Here is a 17,129-nt window from a genome sequence, read left to right as displayed (position 1 = left end):
CCACGATCTGTGACCTGAGCAACGGCATCGCGTTTAAATTCTTCGGTGTATCGTATTGCGGACATAATCTTAAACTCCTTGCTTCATTTTTAAACTGCAAGGTGTCTACAAATCTAGGGGCTATTCATGGGGCGCATTTGTATGAATACTAGTTAAATTTAACCTGGGTGGTGTGAGGCAAAGGTGGTGTGGCGCAGAGGTCTCATCCATCAGGCGTCAATTTCAGTCAATCGGTTGATTGAAGGCCCCAATTTCAGCGCCCTACGCTATGACGACGTAATTTCTTTTCAATAATTTTGAGCGCCCCATCCGTGATTTGCCCGATTCGGGCATGAGAGGTTCCGTGAGGTTTTTATCACACCCTATATATAAAGTGCGATTTTACAGCATGGTGTCCAAATACCACCAAAATCAATAACTTTTGCTACCCCATATGCTACCCCAAGAAGGATAGCAGAGGTAGATATTCATACTAAGTCATTGAAAGTATTGGCGCGCCCGGGAAGACTCGAACTCCCAACCTCCTGATTCGTAGTCAGACGCTCTATCCAATTGAGCTACGGGCGCTTATCCAAATCCGTTAGAAAAGCTGTAAAAATTAACTGTTCTGTAGGAAAGGATGCGGACACTACTCCAGCGTATATCCGATGGCAAGGGCCTGGCCTGGGAAATTCCGATAATTTCGGATAGGGGAAATCGGTTCTTGTCGCGACGGAAGGCATTGATTAATATCTGGAAAATAAAACTTGGGGGTGGTATTCCTTTGCCGCAAAATTATAGCAAAAATATTGGCCACGCATTTAACTTCTTTCAAGGGCGGACTCGCGTCATGGCATTTACTAAGGTTCGAATGATCCTCCTGGGGGCTGTGGTCTTGCTGCCCGCATGTTCTTTTGACGACGATTCGTTTTGGCCGTCGTTAACTGGGGATGACCCAGCGGGACCAAAACCGCAAGTTACGGCTCAGAACGCACCGAAACAGGCACCCGCATCAGCAGCCCCGGTTACCCGGCGGCGTGCACCTATGCAAACGGCAGCGGCAGCGCAGCCGATTACAGCATCTTCTGCACCCAGAATGGCAGCGGCACCGCAGCCGCAGTTGGGAACAGGCCAGTTCAAACCTCAGCCGGTTTCTCAAGCCAAGGCGACAGGAACCTTCGTCGGCAAAAAAGTCGCCGAATTACGCAGCGAATTGCAGCGCTTGCAGGGCTCCGTTTCCAAACACAACATGGGTCTGCAGAAACTGCGTTCGGGAATGGTGCAAAATTCTCAGCGTTATCATGGAACCGTGGCGGCAATTAACGCCCGTCTGCAGGTCGGCACGACGCGCGGCAATCCCATCCTCATTCAACAGTTTAATAATGCGCAGACTGATTTGAACCGCATTAGCAAAGACATCGCAGCGATGAATAAACTGGCGACATCTATTTCCAGCGATTCAACCATGTCGCAATTCCTCTCTGAATCGACCCATGCCGCGTTCGGCGTGTCGGGGGCCGTGGACGAAGATCACCGCCAATTGGCGATCTTGGAAGATGAGGTTAATCGGACAGTCGTATTGATCGAGCGTTTAACCAAAGAAGTCGGTGACGATATCCGGCGTCAAAGCAATTACGTCGCGACCGAGCGCAGCAACATCAACGTGCTGTCGACTGGCATCCGTAATGGCGAAATCTTTGGGGCCAGCTTGGCTAATCGTGCTGGTGTATCTGGGGCGGCCTTAAATGGAAGCCCAGCCCGTGCTGCATCAACAAGCGGTCGTCGTCCCTTGGTTGTCATCCGCTTTGACCGCAGCAATGTGAAGTATCAGCAGGCAGTTTATAATGCCGTGAGCCAGGTTCTCGAACGTCGGCCCAATGCAGTATTCGACCTGGTCGCTGTTTCTCCAAACCGGGGTGGCCCAGCGAAGACCGCACTGAACGCCAATAAGTCACGGCGCCATGCAGAAGGTGTCCTTCGCTCCCTCGTCGAAATGGGTTTGCCGCCGAACCGGGTTGCCCTCTCCGGCAAAACGTCGGCGGGTGCCAAGACCAACGAAGTGCATATCTATATGCGCTGATGGCCCAAGCAACTGAGATGACTATTTCTGGAAACCGGCGCTCTCGAGCGTCGGTTTTCGTATGTGCGCCATGAAGGGTCTCTTGAAAACCGTTTCGTGGCAGGAGATCCATCTGGACATTCGCCTGCTCGTTGAACTGATCCCGCCGGATGTTGACTGGAAGGGAATGGTCGCCGTCAGCCGTGGCGGGCTGGTTCCGGCTGCTTTGCTGGCGCGAGAGATCGATCTGCGCCTCGTCGATACGCTTTGCATTCAAAGCTACGACGGGCGCGATCAGACCAGCCTGGAAATTCTCAAGCAACCGAGTGAAGCTGTTGCGGACGCGGGGCAGGGGTGGCTGCTGGTCGATGACATTGCAGACACCGGCGATACCCTGAAGGCGGCCCGAAAAATTCTCCCCCAGGCGCATTTTGCAACTGTCTATGCGAAGCCTGCTGGTGAAGACCTTGTTGACTCGGTCCTTCACGTGGTCAGCCAGGATACTTGGGTCGAATTTCCCTGGGAACAATCGCCAACACTTTAATTGGATATAAGGAGGCACGGTGATGAGTTTCCTAAAATTTTGGTTTATCGGTTTGGTTATGGCCGCACTCCTGACCAGCCCGGCTATTGCCGAACAACTTCCCGTCGAGCGGATTAAATTGCCGCCAGGATTTAAGATTGAAACCTATGCGCGGGTTCCTGGTGCGCGCTCGATCTCTATAGTGGAGAGCCTGAACCTCGCTTTCGTCGGCACCCGCGGCGATTCAGTTTACGCAATCCTGGACGCCAATAAGGACCGTCGTGCGGACCGGGTCATCCGCGTCAAAAGCGGGCTCAGGGTGCCCAATGGTATCGTCTGGCACGCGGGCTATCTTTATGTTGCCGAACAGCACCGCATCGTGCGCTTTAAGGCACCGGACCTGACCACCCTGGCCCTGGCCAAGCCGGAAGTCCTGTTCGATGCCCTGCCGGACCTCGGCCACCATGGCTGGCGCTATGCGGGCATGGGGCCGGACGGGATGCTGTACGTATCGGTCGGGGCGCCGTGCAACATATGCCGACTGGAAGGATTGACCGGCACCATCATTCGCATCAAACCCACAGGGGGGAAGCCGGAAATTTTCGCATCGGGTGTTCGTAATTCAGTCGGCTTCGACTTCCAACCCAACACTGGCGAGATGTACTTTACCGACAACGGTGCCGACGGCATGGGCGATGACAGCCCGCCAGACGAACTCAATCACGCGCCAAATAAAGGCCTGTGGTACGGCTACCCCTACTTCGGGGGCGGTCATGACAGAACACCTGATTTCAAAGGCCAAAAGCTGCCCCGCACACCAATCTTCCCCGTCGTCGAATTCGGCGCCCACGTCGCCTCCCTCGGCGTCCACTTCTACGAAGGCAGCATGTTTCCAAGCACCTACAAGAACGACGCCTTCGTCGTCCAACGCGGCTCCTGGAACCGCACCATCCCCCAAGGTTACCGCGTCATGCGCATCCGCTTTGATAAGGCAGGCAAAGTTTTAGGCAAACAAATTTTCGCCGACGGCTGGCTCGACAAACACGGTGAATACTGGGGACGGATTGTGGATGTGAAGGAACTGGGCGACGGGTCGCTACTGGTTTCAGACAATCACGCGAATGCGGTTTATCGGATAACTTATAAAAAGTAATTAGCCATAAATATTTTCCCATTAACCATAAAACTAGACTGAAATTTCATCCAAAATAGAATGGTTACGCTGGATACAAGATATTGACGTTCTGCCCGTCAACATACCTCATTTGGAAGAAATAGAGAAACATAACAAGAACACCTCTTGCAATTTATAGCATATAGCGATAGATTCAAAAGTGACGCCTGCCACAACTTTGGAGAGTCAGTGGCAGGCGTCTTTGTATTAACCACAGCATGAAAGAACGATACCATGGCTATTAGTAAAGATGACGTTGAGTGGGCTTGGAAACAAGGCCAAAAAGTTCGAGGCAAAGACGCCGACGTTTACCGGCGTGATGAGTCGGGAAATGAACTTTATAAGCCATCATACGGAAAGAACGGCGAAAAAAGTTGGGAAATAGATCATAGAAATCCTGTAGCTAAAGGTGGCACAGATCATCGACGTAACCTTCGCATCCTTCAATCAGATGAAAACAGGAAAAAGAGCGATAAGTACTAGTCCGCTTCAAATTTTGTTTCATCCTAATACGAAGGAAATAATACAATTCACGGTCGGTGAAGATATATGAGCATATTTGAGTTTAACTGTATCCGACTGTGAATTTTATCGCGCTTGGCGTCATTTCCTTTTTGTTCTTATTTAGGAACCATAGTCATGCAAAACTTCTATTTAGACCCTGCTCCACCAGAAGACCTAATGACCGCCGTTGGTAGAATCTCAAATTTATGGCAAATGATAGAAGCTCGTATAGAAGCAACGATATGGGGATTAGCAGAGCTATCAGCGGACCAAGGTCGGTCCATAACGTCGCATATGACATTTCCATTACGATGTGATGTTTTGAGAGCCCTATACCACACTCATTTCCGAGATAGTAAAGCGGACAAAGAACTTTCTAGGCTTATTGAGAAAAGAATTAAACCAGCAAGCACCATTCGACACCGCTACGCTCATGCTATGTGGTTAAAAGATGATTCGGGAAATTCTATTCTTTTAGAAAAAGATTCACGTGGCAAACCAGATGTTTCCCCTCGAACCATTACCGTAAAAGATTTAGGTGCCGAGGCACTAACAATATTTGCAGCTTATTTTCAAATATCCACTTATTTAAGTGGCTCTACTAATTATGATGCTGTAATTGACAGGCTATTTGAAGAGAACGAAACAGAATTTGGCGAACTAGAATTTCAAGACGATCTGATTCCTGTCGAACCATATTTACGTCCAACCGTTCCAGGTAAACCTCAATTCCTATCTCAAACCGCTGAGACCTAAGTTTAATAGCAATGGCCCGTCCAAATTCTTTTGGTGCCATACACCCATTCAGCCAAGTATATATAGGAAAAAATTCTTGTATTTTTGTGCCGATTTATGTACATTGAATATAGAACTAAACATGAACATATTTTAAAAATTTATTAATTAAGCGGTGGCTGTGATGCTGTTAGAAGAAACTCCATTATCCTTTGATGACGATGAAGAAATTTTTATTTTTCCCTGCGGCGATTTGTTTGCTGAGCGGGCTGCTGTTGCTCGGGAGATTATTTGGTTGGTGGTTCGGGGGGAGGTTTCGGTGGAGGCGCGAGAGCAGCGCGAGATTGGTCTTGAATTGGGCCGTGCGCTTCGGCGTCAGGCCGCTATAAAAAAACGGATTTTGCGGCGGGGGTGCTTGGTTGATCCGGACGCGCCGTTTTAAAATACCTTGGCAGCGACCAGTAACACGAAGGCATAACGCGCGGTTTTACCGAAACCCACGAAGGCGATAAACAGCCAGATATTAACCTTGAACATGCCGGCGACGAAGGTCAGCACGTCGCCGACGATGGGCAGCCATGCCAGGAACAACGACCACACGCCCCAGCGCTGAAACCAGCGGGTCGCGCGGTCGAGTTTTTTGCCTTTGAAGGGGAACCATTTTTTATCCTTGGACTTCAGCATCCAGCGCCCCAGTGCCCAATTGACAATAGCGCCTAAGGTGTTGCCTGCACTGGCTGCCAGCCATAGGAAGGCCCAGGATTTTGGGTCGGCGACATAGGCCGCGGTCAACATGACTTCGGACGAGACTGGGAAGACTGTCGCGGCTAAAAACGCGCCGCCGAAAAGTTCCCAGATGTGATCCAATGCTTCCCCCTAATCTCAGACTGAGACGTTGTCGATCAACCGTGCGCGCCCCAGCCACGCCGCCGCCAATACGCGCGCGGGCTGGCTGAGGTTTTCCAGGGGCAGGAGACTTTTCGCATCTCGCACAGTGACGTAGTCCACATTCCCAAAGCCGGATTTTGTCAGTGTGTCCGCGGCCCAAGTCTCTGTCTCTTTGATGTCTTCACCACTCCGTACCTTTTCCGCCACAGCTTCAATCGTGCGGTAGAGTGCAGGTGCTGCCCGACGTTCGGTGTCGGTCAAATAGGCGTTGCGGGAGGCCAGGGCGAGGCCGTCTTCTTCGCGCACCGTCGCCACCCCCTCAATCCGCACCGGGATATCCAGGTCAAGGGCCAGGCGTTTAATCACCTGAAGCTGCTGGTAATCTTTCTCGCCAAAGACCGCGACATCAGGGAGCGCTTGCAGCAACAGCTTTGTCACCACCGTCGCAACGCCGCCAAAAAACCCAGGACGATATTCCTCTTCCAAAATATCGCCGAGGCCAGAAACTTTGACCGTACTGCTATATCCTTCCGGATAGACTTCCGATGGATCAGGTGCAAACAACAGGTGTGCTCCTTCGTCGGCCAATAGGGCCGCGTCACGAGCTTCATCGCGGGGATAGGTTTCTAAATCTTCACCTTTGCCAAACTGTGTCGGATTGACGAACAGGGTGGCGACAGTCCGATCGCTCAGCGCCAAGGACCGGCGCACCAATGACAAATGCCCGTCATGCAGGCCGCCCATGGTCGGCACCAGGCCAATTTTATGACCGTCGGTGCGAAAATCACTGACCCGCCGACGAAGATCGGCAATTGTCCGAACCGTTTCGATGCCGCCAGGCATATTGTTACTTTTTAGGTTTTACGCCGAAGCAATGTTCGGCAGCGGGGAAGGTGCGAGCGCGGACTTCTTCGGCGTATTCTTTACCGGCGTCGCTGATCTGTTTGCCGAGTTCGGCGTAGCGCTTAACGAACTTGGGCGTGAAATCGCTGAACAGGCCGACCACGTCTTCGGTCACCAGTACTTGGCCATCGCACGCTGGTGAGGCACCAATGCCGATGGTCGGGATGGCAATCACTTCGGTAATTTTTTTTGCCAGGGGTTCAACGGTTCCCTCAATCACCACGGCAAACGCACCCGCTTCATCAACGGCTTTGGCGTCTGCCATGATGCGCTCGGCCTCGCGTTCTTCTTTACCATGCGACCGGAATCCCCCTGCCGTATTAACCGATTGGGGCAACAATCCGATGTGGCCCAGGACAGGAATACCGCGCTGGGTCAGGAACGCGATGGTCTCTGCCATTTCCACGCCGCCTTCGAGCTTTACGCCGGCACAGCGGGTTTCCTTCATCACCCGGGCCGCGTTCTCAAAAGCTTTTTCTTTTGATTCTTGATAGGATCCGAACGGCATGTCGACGATCACGCAGGCCTTCTTCGTGCCACGCATCACTGCACTGCCGTGGGCAATCATCATATCCAGGGTCACGCCGAGGGTGCTGTCCAGGCCGTACAGAACCATGCCTAAGCTGTCGCCAACCAATAGGAAATCCACATGATCGTCTAACAGAACGCCGGTCAAGCTGGTGTACGCCGTCAGGCTGACGATGGGTGTGCCGCCCTTCATCGCCCGGATGTCTGTTACGGACTTACGCTTGGCGAGTGCGTGTGTGCTCAAAGTTCTAATCTCCTGAAATGGCCCGGAACTCTATACGCCTCTCCGCCCCTGGCAAGTGAAATCATAGCCCAATCTTAGCCCAATCTTAGCCCAATCTTAGCCCAATCTTAGCCTAATCAGGGGGAAGCCGCCATAAAATCACCGCAAAAACCTATATAAACGGGTCCACATCTGGGTCGACCCGGTCTATAAACGTCTGGGAGTTTTGAGGAGAAAAGTATGTTGCATCGAATGAGGTCCAATTTTGGTCGGGCGACGGCCATCGGATTACTGCTGCTGACGGCGGCGTGTAACCACGGTTTGGACACGGTCGCGCCTGTGGCTGTAATTGAGCCTGCTCCTCAACCTGAAATAAAAAAAGCGCCTGTCGTTAAAATAGTGAAAAAGCCGGTTGCAAAGGCGAAACCTAAAATCGCTGAACCTGTGGTGGTTGTGAAACCGGAACCACCAGAAGAACCTAAGCCAGTTGAGGTCGTCGAGCTTCTCGACTCTCAAGCACCGGCAAAAGCCAAAACCCATATGATTTCAACAGCGAACCCTTTGGCGACGCGGGCTGGTCTGGAGATCTTGCGCAAAGGTGGCAGTGCCATTGATGCGGCTATTGCTGCAGAAATGGTTTTAACCTTGGTTGAACCGCAGTCGTCCGGCATTGGCGGCGGCGCGTATTTGCTGCATTTTGCGGCCAAAAGCGGGGCCATCGACGCTTATGACGGCCGCGAAACTGCCCCCGCGTCCGCGTTCCCAAAGATGTTTCAGGACAAAGATGGCAACCGGATCAAGCGCAAGCGGGCGCGCCTGTCCCCGCAAGCCATTGGTGTGCCTGGATTGTTGCGCATGCTGGAACTGGCGCACAAGAAAAATGGCAAGCTGCCTTGGGCGCAGTTGTTTGATCCGGCGATTAAGTTGGCGGAGGAAGGCTTTTTAATCTCGCCTCGGCTAAATAGCCTTGTGAAAAAGCATAAAGGGCTCCCTTTATTCGCAACATCGAAAGCCTATTTCTTTACCTCCGAAGGTGCTGCGAGACGGGTCGGGACAAGATTATTCAACCCCGCCCTGGGCAAAACATTCCGGATGATTGCGCGCGGCGGCGCGGATGTTTTCTATACCGGCGACATTGCCAAGGCCATCGTTGCCACCGTCAACAAGGACGGCAAGAACCCAGCCCCGATGACACTTAAGGATATGTCTAGTTACAAGGCGAAAAAGCTGGAAGCCGTGTGTTCGTTTTATCGGGCGTGGCTGGTCTGTGGCGCGCCGCCGTCAACGACAGGCGGCATCACGGTGTTGCAAATTCTTGGCATTCTGCAAAATTTTGATCTCGCCAAAATGGAGCCGGGGTCAGTAGATGCGGTTCATCTTATTTCAGAAGCGGCACGTTTGGCCTATGCTGACCGCGCGGCGTACATTGGGGATCCTGAATTTGTTAAAGTCCCCACGGCGGCGTTGCTTGATCCTGGCTATTTGGCAAAACGCGCAGGCCTGCTTTCTATGGATAAATCTCGCGGGCATGCCATCGCGGGCAATCCCAGCGCTGGAAAAACTGCTTGGCGGTGGGCGCCGGATTTGGAAGAACACGGCCTATCGACAACTCACCTGAGCGTCGTCGACAAAGATCGCAACGCTGTTTCCATGACGGCCAGCATTGCCACGGCCTTTGGGTCTGCGCGGATGGTTGGTGGTTTTATATTGAATAATCAACTGACCGATTTCTCGTTCAATCCGAAAAAGAATGGCAAACTGGTTGTCAATCGCGCCCAAGGCGGCAAGCGCCCGCGTAGTTCGATGTCGCCATCGTTGGTATTTGATGGCTCTGGCAAGTTGGTTCTGGCGATGGGGTCACCCGGCGGCATGCGGATTATTGGCTATGTTGCCCAGGCGCTTATTGCGGCCCTTGATTGGAAGATGAACGTTCAACAAGCCATCGATATGCCCCACTTCATCAACCGCAACCGGCGCGACACTGAGATTGAGAAGGGCTCCCCCTTGGAAGCGCTAAAACCGGCACTTGAAGCCCGGGGCCATCGTGTTGATGTGCACCGTATGACCAGCGGCTTACACGGTATTGCGGTGACTAAAGAGGGCCTTGAAGGCGGAGCCGACCCGCGCCGTGAGGGTATGGCCCTGGGCGACTGATTTAAGGGATTCCGTTCAGGTCCCAATCGTAGGCATGGTCTTCAATTTCCGTAATACCAGCCAAAGCTTTTTGTAACTCAGGGTTCGCGTATTTCTTAAGGTGCGTGATAACACCATTGTCAGTGTCGCCGAAATCCACCTTGTACCAATCGAAAATACTGGAAACATAAAGAGCGCCATCTTCAATCCGGACTCCGCGTGTATGATTGATATAGGTGCCGGCGGCAGCGCTCAAGAGTCGGTCTGTATTCGCAGCTGTATAGGCGTCTTTATTTAGGTTTGGACACCCGACAGCGGCGCAATTGACTGCGTAATGCACGCGATTATCCTGCCAGATCGGACGCAGTATTCGGTGTTCGATGTCATCCAAGCTGATGTCCCGGCCCTCTATCGTTACCAGTTTTTTTCCCCACGGCCCGGGCGCAAAAAATCCTGGTGAAATTTTAATGTCGAGAATGCTCTCGACCGGATAATGGTCCAAGACAACATTTACGGTCAGTGCATTGTAGAGATTGATCCAGTAGGCCCGCTGTTCGTTCTTGTTAAGGGTGCGGGGGGGTAATTGGGAGAGATATTTAATGTAGCCCGCCAGGTGCTGCTTTGCGCCCGATTGCACCTTCCCATAGGCAATCCGGTTTACGCCGTCGTTGGACGCGACCACGTGAGCGTCGAGAAATGTCTGCCAGTCTGTATGATCTACCGTGACTTGGGATTCTGGATTATGTGCCGTCCAAAACTTCCAAAGATCAGCATCCGGTGCCGCCTGGGATGTCAATGCCCAAACCATCACCAATACTCCCGTTGCGATTGCTAACAGATGCCGTATGGATTTATCTCCTGGGTTATACGACGGGGGAGGGATAGCCGGAACAACGTTCCGTTCGTATCGCTTCTGACGACGATGATATCACCGCCATGAGCTTGCAAGATATCACGGGCAATCACGAGGCCAAGGCCCGTCCCCCCGGCTTTAGTGGAGCCCGCAAAGGGTTCGAATAAATGAGCTCGGGCATCGGCGGGAAGCCCTGGGCCATTATCAGCAAAGTTTACCCACAAGCTAACGCCATCCGTTTCCGCAGAAATCCGAACCTGGGTTGCCCCTGCTTGATTTGCATTAAGAGCCAAGTTGCTAAATACCCGGAACAATTGTTGTCGGTCAGCTTCGACGTCTAATTCAAAGTCGACTTGGCTCAGCCATTTTAGTTTAGGGGGCTCTTCGCCTCCCAATGTCGGAAAGTCGTCTGACTGCATGGCCGCGCCAACTTCCGCCACCAATTCGCTAAAATGAAACAACGTCGGGGTGAGCGTTGGTTTGTCATCAGAAATAAAGGTCAGTGTTTGGCTGCAAATACTCACCGCCCTGGTTACCGCGTCATAGAGCCGTGGAGTGACTCGTTTAACCTCCGGATCATCAATGTTCGCGAGGCGATCAGAAGCCAGTACAGCCGTTGCCAAGGTATTACGAAGATCGTGATTCATCTTCGCCATTGCTGCTCCTAAGGCCGCAAGCCGCGTTTTTTGACGTAGTGCGAACCGAAGGCCGTTTTGCATGACTACGAGTTCTCGCTGAGCCACGCCGATTTCATCTGATCGCATAGTTGGAATGAGACTGGAACTCTCATCCTCTGGGCTGGCCCTGAACTTCATCATGCTTTCGGTGATGCGCCGCATTGGACGCACCATCAGCCATTGCAGCGATACGTAAACCAAAAATGCGACGATAAATGCAATCACGAGAGAGAGCAGTAAAATCCGACCAGAAAAGTCATACATAGACTCCCGCATCGGCGTTTCATCTAGAATAACTTCCATGAATACTTTTGGATTGCCATCCGGCACGCCGATGACCCGCATGACACGGTTTTCGTCCTGGAGCAGCGCTTGGAAGGCGTCGCGGATTAAGCTGTAGGAATTTCCTTCGCGCAGATCAAACATGACATCGACATTTGGCGGCATATCGCGGTCCAGCATCAACAGGCGCCGGGTATCGCCCTTGAGGACAATACCGTGAGTCCCTGTTTGCTCAAGCAGCCGCTGTTCCAATTCGTTCGCCAGCTTTTCACTCGGCCCCAAGGTTAGCGCCAAGGTCGCCAAGTGCGCCTTGGTGATGTGTTCTTCAAGGTAGGCTTTACGGTAGCGCGCGATGGACGGTGCATAGATCAAGACCTCAGCCACCATAACAAAGAAAATCGTCAAGATAAGAAGCCGAGCAGACAGGCTCGTTAGCACGGGGGTGGTTCTCGGCGTCGTTTCCAGCATCACAGAAGGATACACTAGCCAAAGCGACTGAGGAAACGAACAATCATCCGGGTTCGCTTGCTGAACAGCGAGGGGGTATAAAAACTGCCGGCTGCCCGTTTGCTAACTTCACCCAGAGTAGGATATGGGGCAATCATCCCGGCAACAGTTCCGATTTTGAGTTTATTGGCCATGGCCAGGACCCAGGTCTGGATCAGCTCACCTGCATGCGGCCCGACAATTCCCGCCCCCAAAATATGTCCCTTTGGCGTAACGATGGCTTTTATGAGACCGTCGGTCTGGGCTTCGGCGATGGCCCGGTCATTTTCCTTGAAGGGCCATGTCAGTACCTTGTGGTCCAGTCCTTGTGTTTTGGCTTCAGCTTCAGTAAGCCCCACCTGTGCCAGTTCTGGGTCTGCATAGGTCACCCAGGGGAGGGCACGGGTGTCAGATTTTGCAGGCAGACGAAACAGGGCATTGCGAATAACAATGCCGGCTTGGTATCCGGCATTATGGGTAAATTGTAGGCCACCGGTTACGTCGCCAATTGCAAAAACCTTTTTATTTGTGGTGCGCAGACGGGCATCAACGTGAATGCCTGCAGCGGTGTGTTCGATACCGGCTTCTTCAAGCCCGAGGCCTTGGACGTTCGCTTGACGTCCCGTGGCGATGAGCAGGTGCGAACCGACGATAGACTCTTCTTTGCCGTCTTTCTCAACAAACACGGTGACATCATCGCCGCTTTTTTCCAGGCGCACGACCTTCACACCCTCGCGGATGTCAACGCCTTGGCCCTGCAATCTTTGCCGTACAACATCAACTAAATCAGGGTCGTCCTTGGGCAGGATCGAAAACATTTCCAACACAGTGACAGCGCTTCCCAAGTTCCGAAACGCCTGCGCCATTTCTAGGCCGATGGGACCGCCGCCTACGACCAACAAGTGCCCGGGTCGTCGCTGTAATTCAAAAATTGTTTCGTTGGTTAAATAAGGGACATCTTCCAGTCCGGTAATCGGTGGCACCAAGGCCCTGGAACCGGTTGCAATTACAAAGCGCCGGGCGGTAATGCGCGCATCACCAGCTTTCACGGTGCGACGGTCTATAAACCGGCCTTCGGCTTGAATGACATTGACGCCCAGGCCTTCAAAGCGTTCTACAGAATCATTAGGTGCGATGGTGGCAATGGTGCCATGAACGTGCGCGTGAATTTTGTTCCAATCAATCTCAGGCTCGCTGGCAGCAATGCCAAAGCGCTCAGCATCGCGGACAGCTTCGGCGGCATGACCGGCGGCCAGGAGTGCTTTGGACGGAACGCAACCTGTATTTAGGCAATCGCCACCCATCTTATCTTTTTCGATTAGGACAGTATCCGATCCCATCTGCTGGGCACCGGCGGCGACAGATAGTCCCCCCGAGCCCGCGCCGATGACACAAATATCAGTCTTAATTTCTTGCGCCATCGCCTGATTGTCCCTGGGCCAGATCTTGGTTGCTCTTGGACTTGTATTTTTTATAGATGACAGGGATTAAAGATAAAAGCGCAAGCCCGACGAGGGCCCCCATAATTTTTGGCTCGAAAATCATGCTGAGGTTGGGGCGCTCTTCCAATTCGATAAGCTCATTTATGCCGCTGCCAACAACTGCGTAGACAAACGACCCCGGGATAATGCCCAGAAATGTGGCGATAAAAAAAGTTCGAAGCGGAACTCCTAAAAGCGCCGGGACCAAGTTCACCAGCCAAAACGGAAAAGCTGGGATCAGACGAAGCACCATTAGGTAACTGAAGGCGTTCTCTTGAAATCCATGTTCCATTTTTTGGATCGAGGGGCCGACCTTATCATGAAAATAATCACTAAGCGCATAGCGCGCGATGATAAATAAAAGGGATGCACCGATTGTTGCCGCAAAAACCACATACAATGTCGCCAGCCCAGCGCCAAAAATGAAGCCACCTGCCAATGTTAGCCAAACAGCCCCCGGTAGCGAAAAAGCGACCGCCGCGATATAAATCCCCATAAACGATAGGACCGTTAGAATTTGGTGCTGTGCATACCAAGTCATTAGTTCGTGACGGTACGACGCGATGGCCTCAAACGAGAGGAACCTATTCAAATCAAATACAAAAAAACAAACGATTGCCGCCAAGAGGACGCCCAACGGGAGTAACTTTTGTACCGACAATCCTTTTTGATCGGGCGGGGTTCCAGAAATCTCGCTCACACTAAACCTTCATTGCGTTGCAAATATCTCATCGATACAAGGGCGAAATACCTTCTGCATCTCTCTGAAAATAGCAGATAAATTTTTAACCAACTCCTTTTACCTATTGTATTTGTATGCGTGTCGTAAAGTCACCCCCAGTCACCATTCCGTGAGACCAGAAAAACGTGCGTCTCGAATTTCGAAACAACGTTGACTTATCCTAATCTAATCCCTATACACCGGGACCTTATTTTCACATGGGAGAGAGCCCGTGAAGCGTACTTTTCAGCCTAGCAACCTCGTCCGCAAGCGGAGACATGGTTTCCGTAAGCGTATGTCCACCGTCGGTGGGCGCAGAATTCTGTCGAACCGGCGATCCAAAGGCCGCAAGCGCCTATCCGCCTAGTGACACTGTGTCCGTCGTACAATCCCGGCAATCCCGGGCTATTACGCATTTGAAACGGCGCCCGGAATTTCTCCGAGTGGCTAAATCCAAACGCAAATGGGTGGCTCGGGGGTTAATTTTGCAAGCCCGAAATTCGATCTCTGCCGGTAGTGTCGAGGATGACGCAACTGAAGTCAGAGTTGGATTTACGGTTAGTAAAAAGGTGGGCAACGCCGTAAAACGGAATCGCGCTCGTAGGCGTCTGCGCGAAGCCGCACGCCAAGTTATGTCTGCCCACGCGAATCCCGGTTTTGACTACGTGATTATCGGACGCTACGCAACATTGGGGCGGCGGTTTGATGGCCTTTTGACAGATTTGGAAACAGCGCTCGAAAAAACCGGCTGTCACAGTTGATAATTCGGTGTCTACGCCCTATTAAAGCCCAGGTAAAAACTGAGGTTAACACACAGGCGGTTTAGAAAGTTGGCAGCGATGAAACTAATGGCACAATTATTTAGGATTTTGATCAGGGGCTATCAGCTTCTAATCACGCCTATATTGCCGGGGACGTGTCGCTATCATCCGACGTGTTCTCAGTATGCATTGGACTCAGTAGATCGGTTTGGTGCGATGCGCGGATCATGGCTTACGCTAAAGCGAGTATTGCGCTGTCACCCATGGGGTGCCCATGGCTACGACCCGGTTCCAGATGAACCAGTTTCAGAAGGGGCGGCCTCACCTCACGCTCGACACCTCACCCAATAATCAATAACCCATAAAGTAGTAGCCAAAAAGACACATGAGCGAAGACCATAAAAACTTGATTCTGGCGGCCGTCCTAACCGTCGCCATTCTTTTTGGCTGGCAGTCCTATGTCGATTCACAGCCCAAGCCTGAGCCACAACAGCAGGCGCAAGATCAGGCGCAACAGAAGGCGCCGGGAAGCGCCCCTGCTGCGGGCCAGAGCCAGATTCAAAGTACGACACCGCCCGTTGCCGGTGTGACGAACGCACCCGTTCCGGGCCAGTCCCCCGCCGTGTCCGCCGTCGTGCCGAGTGTTCCTGGCTCAGCGTCGACAACGGCGTCGATTGGCCAGATTAAAGAAACTCTTCTAGAAAATCGTCCGCACGTCAAAATTGAGGCGCCACGGTTGCGGGGCTCAATTTCTTTAATAGGCGCGCACTTGGACGATATTTCCTTTGTTGATTACCACGAGGAATTGGACCCAACGAGCCCAGAAATTTCATTTTTGCAACCGCGCGGCGTCCAAAACTCCTACTTCGCACAGTTCGGTTGGTCTGGTGGCCAAGGGGTTGGTGTTCCAAACGATGCGACAAAATGGACGGCTGATAGCAAGACCTTAACGCCAGAACGTCCTGTCACCCTGACCTGGAACAATGGCCAAGGCCTGGAATTCACGCGGACCATATCGATCGATAAAAATTATATGTTTGCCGTTACTCAAAAGGTCAAAAATACCGGCAAGGCGAACGCTACACTTTATCCCTACGGCTTAATATCTAGACAGAATACCCCGGAAACGAATGGTCTTTATATCCTGCATGAAGGCCCGATTGGTGTCTTTAACGGCCAGTTGCAAGAGATTGCCTACGACGACCTTCAGGAATCAAAATCTGTTTCCGAAACCACGACGGGTGGTTGGCTGGGTATTACTGACAAGTATTGGCTTACGGCGTTGATCCCGGATCAGAAAGCCAAGGTGAAGACCAACTTCATCCATCGCCTGACCAACAATATAGATAAGTACCAAGCGGATTTCCTGGGCAGCCGATTTGATATCGCTCCGGGCGCGACGGTCAATACCACCAGCCACATATTCATCGGTGCCAAGGAATTGTCGCAGTTGCAGGGTTATGAAGAAAAAATGAATATCCCGCTGTTTGACCGGGCGATTGATTTTGGTTGGTTGTATTTCCTAACCGAACCGATCTTCAAGGCGCTCATTTTTCTGAATAATCACGTGAACAACTATGGTCTGGCTATCCTTCTTCTAACGGTCGGGATCAAACTGGTGTTCTTCCCGCTGGCGAATAAGTCGTACCGGGCCATGGCTAAGATGAAAAAGCTGCAGCCTAAAATGTTGAAGCTGCGCGAACAGTTTGGCGAGGACAAGCAACGCCTGAATACGGAAATGATGGCGCTTTATAAGAAAGAAAAGGCGAACCCGGCGTCTGGGTGTCTGCCGGTTATTGTCCAAATTCCGGTATTCTTTGCGCTCTATAAAGTTTTGTTTGTCACCATCGAAATGCGCCACGCGCCGTTCTTTGGCTGGATTCATGATTTGTCAGCTCCCGACCCGACATCCATCTTAAACTTGTTTGGGTTGTTCCCGTGGGATCCCACGACATTTGCGCCCGACATTCTGAATATCGGTGTCTGGCCACTTCTCATGGGCCTGACCATGTTCCTGCAACAGAAATTAAACCCACAACCGCCCGACCCAATTCAGGCTAAAATCTTCATGTTTTTGCCGATTATGTTCACGTTCATGCTGGCGTCTTTCCCGGCAGGATTGGTGGTTTACTGGGCTTGGAACAATCTTTTGTCGATTGCCCAACAGTGGGTGATTATGAAAAAAGTGAATAAAACTTAATTCCAGAGGCTGCCCCCAA

The 17,129-nt window shown here is 51.9% G+C and carries 18 protein-coding genes and 1 tRNA gene; 11 read left to right on the top strand and 8 right to left on the bottom strand.

All coding sequences use genetic code 11. The features are described 5' to 3' along the window. Positions 1 to 490: 490 nt before the first annotated feature. Positions 491 to 567, bottom strand: a tRNA-Arg gene (locus tag HOM51_09220). A gap of 262 nt (positions 568 to 829) precedes the next feature. Here HOM51_09220 and HOM51_09215 point away from each other — a divergent pair. The 6 genes from HOM51_09215 (at position 830) to HOM51_09190 (ending at position 5,416) form a co-directional block, all read left to right on the top strand. Next, positions 830 to 2,059, top strand: coding sequence for a hypothetical protein (locus HOM51_09215; GenBank protein ID MBT5034687.1), 1,230 nt, complete (start codon positions 830 to 832; stop codon positions 2,057 to 2,059). Between the two features lie 61 nt (positions 2,060 to 2,120). Then, positions 2,121 to 2,582, top strand: coding sequence for a xanthine phosphoribosyltransferase (gpt, locus tag HOM51_09210; protein ID MBT5034686.1), 462 nt, complete (start codon positions 2,121 to 2,123; stop codon positions 2,580 to 2,582). A 22-nt stretch (positions 2,583 to 2,604) separates the two neighbouring features. After that, complete coding sequence (locus HOM51_09205) at positions 2,605 to 3,714, top strand: sorbosone dehydrogenase family protein (GenBank protein MBT5034685.1); 1,110 nt, start codon at positions 2,605 to 2,607, stop codon at positions 3,712 to 3,714. 255 nt (positions 3,715 to 3,969) lie between these two features. Beyond that, complete coding sequence (locus HOM51_09200; GenBank protein ID MBT5034684.1) at positions 3,970 to 4,218, top strand: HNH endonuclease; 249 nt, start codon at positions 3,970 to 3,972, stop codon at positions 4,216 to 4,218. A gap of 156 nt (positions 4,219 to 4,374) precedes the next feature. After that, entirely contained in the window at positions 4,375 to 4,995 is a 621-nt protein-coding gene (locus tag HOM51_09195) for a hypothetical protein (protein MBT5034683.1), read from the top strand. Positions 4,996 to 5,158: 163 nt separating this feature from the next. After that, positions 5,159 to 5,416: a hypothetical protein gene (locus HOM51_09190; protein ID MBT5034682.1), complete on the top strand. Its 258-nt coding sequence runs from the start codon at positions 5,159 to 5,161 to the stop codon at positions 5,414 to 5,416. Here HOM51_09190 and HOM51_09185 read toward each other — a convergent pair. From HOM51_09185 to panB, 3 genes are all read right to left on the bottom strand, one after another. Further along, a complete protein-coding gene (locus tag HOM51_09185; protein MBT5034681.1) occupies positions 5,413 to 5,769 on the bottom strand; it encodes a DedA family protein in 357 nt (118 codons plus the stop codon). The genes HOM51_09190 and HOM51_09185 overlap by 4 nt on opposite strands. Positions 5,770 to 5,856: 87 nt before the next feature. Continuing rightward, positions 5,857 to 6,705: a pantoate--beta-alanine ligase gene (locus HOM51_09180; protein ID MBT5034680.1), complete on the bottom strand. Its 849-nt coding sequence runs from the start codon at positions 6,703 to 6,705 to the stop codon at positions 5,857 to 5,859. A gap of 4 nt (positions 6,706 to 6,709) precedes the next feature. After that, positions 6,710 to 7,537 carry a 3-methyl-2-oxobutanoate hydroxymethyltransferase gene (panB, locus tag HOM51_09175; GenBank protein ID MBT5034679.1) on the bottom strand — a complete coding sequence of 276 codons (828 nt, stop codon included), beginning with the start codon at positions 7,535 to 7,537 and terminating at the stop codon, positions 6,710 to 6,712. Positions 7,538 to 7,756: 219 nt separating this feature from the next. On the opposite strand from panB, the gene ggt reads away from it, so the two are divergent. Next, entirely contained in the window at positions 7,757 to 9,670 is a 1,914-nt protein-coding gene (ggt, locus tag HOM51_09170) for a gamma-glutamyltransferase (GenBank protein MBT5034678.1), read from the top strand. A 1-nt stretch (position 9,671) separates the two neighbouring features. On the opposite strand, the gene HOM51_09165 is transcribed toward ggt, so the two are convergent. The 4 genes from HOM51_09165 to HOM51_09150 all read right to left on the bottom strand — a co-directional run bounded on the left by HOM51_09165 (position 9,672) and on the right by HOM51_09150 (position 14,128). Beyond that, positions 9,672 to 10,457, bottom strand: coding sequence for a DUF547 domain-containing protein (locus tag HOM51_09165; protein ID MBT5034677.1), 786 nt, complete (start codon positions 10,455 to 10,457; stop codon positions 9,672 to 9,674). Positions 10,458 to 10,480: 23 nt separating this feature from the next. Beyond that, on the bottom strand, positions 10,481 to 11,866 hold the full coding sequence (locus HOM51_09160) for a HAMP domain-containing histidine kinase (GenBank protein MBT5034676.1): 1,386 nt from the start codon (positions 11,864 to 11,866) through the stop codon (positions 10,481 to 10,483). 77 nt (positions 11,867 to 11,943) lie between these two features. After that, the gene (locus tag HOM51_09155; protein ID MBT5034675.1) at positions 11,944 to 13,368 is read right to left on the bottom strand and encodes an FAD-dependent oxidoreductase; all 1,425 of its coding nucleotides are present in this window, start codon (positions 13,366 to 13,368) and stop codon (positions 11,944 to 11,946) included. Next, positions 13,352 to 14,128: a TVP38/TMEM64 family protein gene (locus tag HOM51_09150; protein MBT5034674.1), complete on the bottom strand. Its 777-nt coding sequence runs from the start codon at positions 14,126 to 14,128 to the stop codon at positions 13,352 to 13,354. Before HOM51_09150 ends, HOM51_09155 begins: the two co-directional genes overlap by 17 nt. 253 nt (positions 14,129 to 14,381) lie before the next feature. Between HOM51_09150 and rpmH the strand changes: the two genes are divergently transcribed. From rpmH to yidC, 4 genes are all read left to right on the top strand, one after another. Beyond that, a complete protein-coding gene (rpmH, locus tag HOM51_09145) occupies positions 14,382 to 14,516 on the top strand; it encodes a 50S ribosomal protein L34 (protein MBT5034673.1) in 135 nt (44 codons plus the stop codon). Between the two features lie 76 nt (positions 14,517 to 14,592). Further along, complete coding sequence (rnpA, locus tag HOM51_09140; protein ID MBT5034672.1) at positions 14,593 to 14,910, top strand: ribonuclease P protein component; 318 nt, start codon at positions 14,593 to 14,595, stop codon at positions 14,908 to 14,910. Between the two features lie 78 nt (positions 14,911 to 14,988). Beyond that, positions 14,989 to 15,261: a membrane protein insertion efficiency factor YidD gene (gene yidD, locus HOM51_09135; GenBank protein ID MBT5034671.1), complete on the top strand. Its 273-nt coding sequence runs from the start codon at positions 14,989 to 14,991 to the stop codon at positions 15,259 to 15,261. A gap of 34 nt (positions 15,262 to 15,295) precedes the next feature. Beyond that, entirely contained in the window at positions 15,296 to 17,110 is a 1,815-nt protein-coding gene (gene yidC, locus HOM51_09130; protein ID MBT5034670.1) for a membrane protein insertase YidC, read from the top strand. The last annotated feature ends 19 nt before the right edge of the window (positions 17,111 to 17,129 follow it).

The sequence above is a fragment of the Rhodospirillaceae bacterium genome, from assembly GCA_018660465.1.
Taxonomy (GTDB): domain Bacteria; phylum Pseudomonadota; class Alphaproteobacteria; order Rhodospirillales; family JABJKH01; genus JABJKH01.
Note: the sequence above shows the minus strand (reverse complement) of the source record. Positions and strands in the feature narration are given on the sequence as shown.